This is a genomic window from Pseudomonas sp. CM25 (assembly GCF_013179705.1).
GTDB lineage: Bacteria > Pseudomonadota > Gammaproteobacteria > Pseudomonadales > Pseudomonadaceae > Aquipseudomonas.
The window spans coordinates 1-3,401 of the sequence record NZ_JABMCW010000466.1; the positions used below are offsets into that span (position 1 = coordinate 1).

Annotated in this window: 5 protein-coding genes; 3 read left to right on the forward strand and 2 right to left on the reverse strand. The window is 65.7% G+C overall.

Annotated elements, in window-relative coordinates; genetic code table 11:
* The 3 genes from HP546_RS27910 to pcaC all read left to right on the forward strand — a co-directional run.
* On the forward strand, positions 1–1,164 hold a 1,164-nt coding region (locus tag HP546_RS27910), incomplete at its 5' end, for a 3-carboxy-cis,cis-muconate cycloisomerase (RefSeq protein WP_172232356.1).
* Between the two features lie 11 nt (positions 1,165–1,175).
* Complete coding sequence (gene pcaD, locus HP546_RS27915; RefSeq protein ID WP_172232359.1) at positions 1,176–1,967, forward strand: 3-oxoadipate enol-lactonase; 792 nt, start codon at positions 1,176–1,178, stop codon at positions 1,965–1,967.
* A 10-nt stretch (positions 1,968–1,977) separates the two neighbouring features.
* Positions 1,978–2,370: a 4-carboxymuconolactone decarboxylase gene (pcaC, locus tag HP546_RS27920; RefSeq protein ID WP_172232362.1), complete on the forward strand. Its 393-nt coding sequence runs from the start codon at positions 1,978–1,980 to the stop codon at positions 2,368–2,370.
* A gap of 188 nt (positions 2,371–2,558) precedes the next feature.
* Here the strand turns inward: pcaC and HP546_RS27925 are convergent, their stop codons facing one another.
* Together HP546_RS27925 and HP546_RS27930 are read right to left on the reverse strand one after the other, a co-directional pair.
* Positions 2,559–3,071 (reverse strand): DUF962 domain-containing protein, encoded by a 513-nt coding sequence (locus HP546_RS27925; RefSeq protein ID WP_172232365.1) that lies wholly within the window; start codon positions 3,069–3,071, stop codon positions 2,559–2,561.
* Between the two features lie 74 nt (positions 3,072–3,145).
* Positions 3,146–3,401, reverse strand: a 256-nt coding sequence (locus tag HP546_RS27930; protein ID WP_218584637.1) for a LysR substrate-binding domain-containing protein, incomplete at its 5' end; no start/stop codon positions are given.

A 3,401-nucleotide genomic window follows, 5' to 3' on the forward strand; every position in this document is an offset into this window, starting at 1 on the left:
GTTGGCGCGCTGGCCAATGCCATTGCCACTGCGGGCAATTCGGCAATCCCGCTGGTGAAAGCATTGGGCAAGGTGATCGCCAGCGGCGTACCCGAGGCCGAGCGCTATGTGCACCTGGGGGCCACCAGCCAGGACGCGATGGACACCGGCCTGGTCCTGCAGTTGCGCGATGCCCTGGAGCTGATCGAAAGCGACCTTGGCAGACTGGCCGAGACCTTGTCGCAACAGGCCCTGAAGCATGCCGATACGCCGATGGTAGGGCGCACCTGGCTGCAACACGCCACCCCGGTGACCCTGGGGATGAAACTGGCCGGTGTGCTGGGCGCCGTGACCCGCCACCGCCAGCGTTTGCAGGAGCTGCGCCCGCGCCTGCTGGTGCTGCAGTTTGGCGGTGCCTCGGGCAGCCTGGCGGCGTTGGGCAGCAAGGCGATGCCGGTGGCCGAGGCGCTGGCCGAGCAGCTCAAGCTCAGCTTGCCCGAGCAGCCCTGGCACACCCAGCGCGACCGCCTGGTGGAGTTTGCCTCGGTGCTTGGCCTGGTGGCCGGCAGCCTGGGCAAGTTCGGCCGCGATGTCAGCCTGCTGATGCAAACCGAAGCGGGGGAGATGTTCGAGCCTTCCGCGCCCGGCAAGGGCGGCTCCTCGACCATGCCGCACAAGCGCAACCCGGTCGGTGCCGCGGTGTTGATCGGCGCCGCCACCCGCGTACCCGGCCTGGTCTCGACGCTGTTCAGCGCCATGCCTCAGGAGCACGAGCGCAGCCTTGGCCTGTGGCATGCCGAATGGGAAACCCTGCCGGAGATCTGTTGCCTGGTGTCTGGTGCCCTGCGCCAGGCCCAGTTGATTGCCGAGGGCATGGAAGTGGATGTCGCGCGCATGCGCCGTAATCTCGACCTGACACAGGGCCTGGTACTGGCTGAAGCGGTAAGCATTGTCCTCGCCCAGCGCCTGGGCCGCGACCGCGCCCATCACCTGCTGGAGCAGTGCTGCCAGCGCGCGGTCGCCGAGCAGCGCCACCTGCGTGCCGTACTGGGTGACGAGCCGCAGGTCAGTGCCGAACTGTCCGCTGAAGAACTCGATCGCTTGCTCGACCCCGCCCATTACCTGGGCCAGGCCCGCGTCTGGGTGGCGCGCGCCGTATCCGAACATCAACGTTTTATTGCCTGAAGGAGACCGCTGTGGCGCACTTGCAACTGGCCGATGGCGTTTTGAACTACCAGATTGATGGCCCGGAGAACGCCCCGGTGCTGGTCCTGTCCAACTCGCTCGGCACTGACCTGGGTATGTGGGACACGCAAATTCCGCTGTGGAGCCAGCACTTCCGGGTGCTGCGCTACGACACCCGTGGTCATGGCGCCTCGCTGGTCACAGAAGGGGCCTACAGCATCGAACAGCTGGGCCGCGACGTGCTGGCCTTGCTCGATGGCCTGGACATCGCCAAGGCGCACTTTGTCGGCCTGTCGATGGGCGGCCTGATCGGCCAGTGGCTGGGGATCAATGCTGGCGAGCGCCTGCACAGCCTGACCCTGTGCAACACCGCCGCCAAAATCGGCAATGACGAGGTGTGGAATACCCGTATCGACACCGTGCTCAAGGGCGGCCAGCAGGCCATGGTCGAGCTGCGCGATGCCTCGATCGCCCGCTGGTTCACCCCGGGCTTTGCCCAGGCCCAGCCCGAGCAGGCCCAGCGCATCTGCCAGATGCTGGCGCAAACCAGCCCGCAAGGCTACGCCGGCAACTGCGCGGCAGTGCGCGATGCCGATTACCGCGAGCAACTGGGCCGCATCCAGGTGCCGGCGCTGATCGTTGCCGGCACCGAAGACGTGGTTACCACCCCCGAGCATGGCCGCTTCATGCAGGCCGGTATCAACGGTGCGGAGTATGTCGACTTCCCGGCAGCGCACTTGTCCAACGTCGAGATCGGCGAGGCGTTCAGCCGCCGCGTCCTTGACTTCCTGCTGGCTCACTGAGGGCACCGCCATGGACGAGAAACAACGTTACGAAGCGGGCATGCAAGTGCGCCGTGCGGTGCTGGGCGATGCCCACGTCGACCGCAGCCTGGAAAAGCTCAACGACTTCAACGGCGAGTTCCAGGAAATGATCACCCGCCACGCCTGGGGTGATATCTGGACCCGCCCGGGCCTGCCACGGCATACCCGCAGCCTGATCACCATCGCCATGCTGATCGGCATGAACCGCAACGATGAGCTGAAGCTGCACCTGCGCGCGGCGGCCAACAACGGCGTCACCCGCGACGAGATCAAGGAAGTGCTGATGCAGAGCGCGATCTACTGCGGCATTCCGGCGGCCAATGCCACCTTCCACATGGCCGAGTCGGTATGGGATGAGCTGGGCGTAGAGTCACGTAGCTGATCGGTGTGGGAGCGGGTTCACCCGCGAATGCGGTGGAGGCGACAACGGTGAATGCCCAAGGATAGTGGCCCGCAGGTCCGGCCTCTTCGCGGCGGTTCGACGCCTCGATGAACCCGCTCCCACAGGGATCACGCACGCTTTTTAAATTTTGCGCAAGACAGTTGTTCCCACAGTGACCGCGTATGCATTTACAGAGAGCGCACGCCCACCGGCCCTGCGCTGCTTTCCACGGCCTGTTTCAGGGTCGGGCGCAAGCCCAGCATGAACGCCGCTTCGGCGACCACGAACAGCGGCCCGATGATCAAGCCGCTGACATCGTCGACAAAGGCCGGTTTGCGGCCTTCGTAGTAATGGCCGACGAACTGGATGATCCAGCCCACCACGAACGCCCCCACCCCGGCGCTTAGCCACAGCGCCGTCGCCTGCACGGCCAGCACCTGGCCGAGCCACAGGCACAAGCCCAGCAACAAGCCCATCACCAAGCCGAAACGCAGGTCCAGGCGCAGGTAGAACCACACCGAGGCTGCAGCTGCCAGCAACGCAGGGGATAGCCACATGCCGCCAACCGCCCAGCCTGGGCGCGATAGCAGGATGGTGACCGCCAGCACGATCATCGGGATGCCGATGAAATGGGTGGCGATGTTGCGTGGGTCGCGGTGGTAACTGGCGTATTGGCTCAGGTGGTCGACGAGGGTTTTCATTGCTGTGCCTCCCGCTTCGGCTTTGCGTTGCCTGATAGTGATCAGGATAGCCCGCAGCCACCACCATCATCAGCTCAGCGAATGGCGGCAGCCTGCATTGGCGCATCCAGCCCCACCAGGGTCTCGATCATTGCCCGTGCCGCCGGCGACAGCCGGTAGCCGCTGCGGCTGACCACCCCACAGCGCACGCTCAGCACCTCCAGCGCCGGTGGCAGGTTGCGCCAGTGCAGGCGCACCAGCTTACCGCTGGCGAGGTCTTCGGCGACCGCTTCCTCGCTGGCCGTGCCAATGGCGTCGCTGGCTTGCACCACACTGCGCAGGATGGCCAGG

Coding starts and splice junctions, on each gene's coding strand:
- pcaC (WP_172232362.1), top strand. CDS start 1,978: ATGGACGAGAAACAACGTTACGAAGCGGGCATGCAAGTGCGCCGTGCG.
- HP546_RS27925 (WP_172232365.1), bottom strand. CDS start 3,071: ATGAAAACCCTCGTCGACCACCTGAGCCAATACGCCAGTTACCACCGC.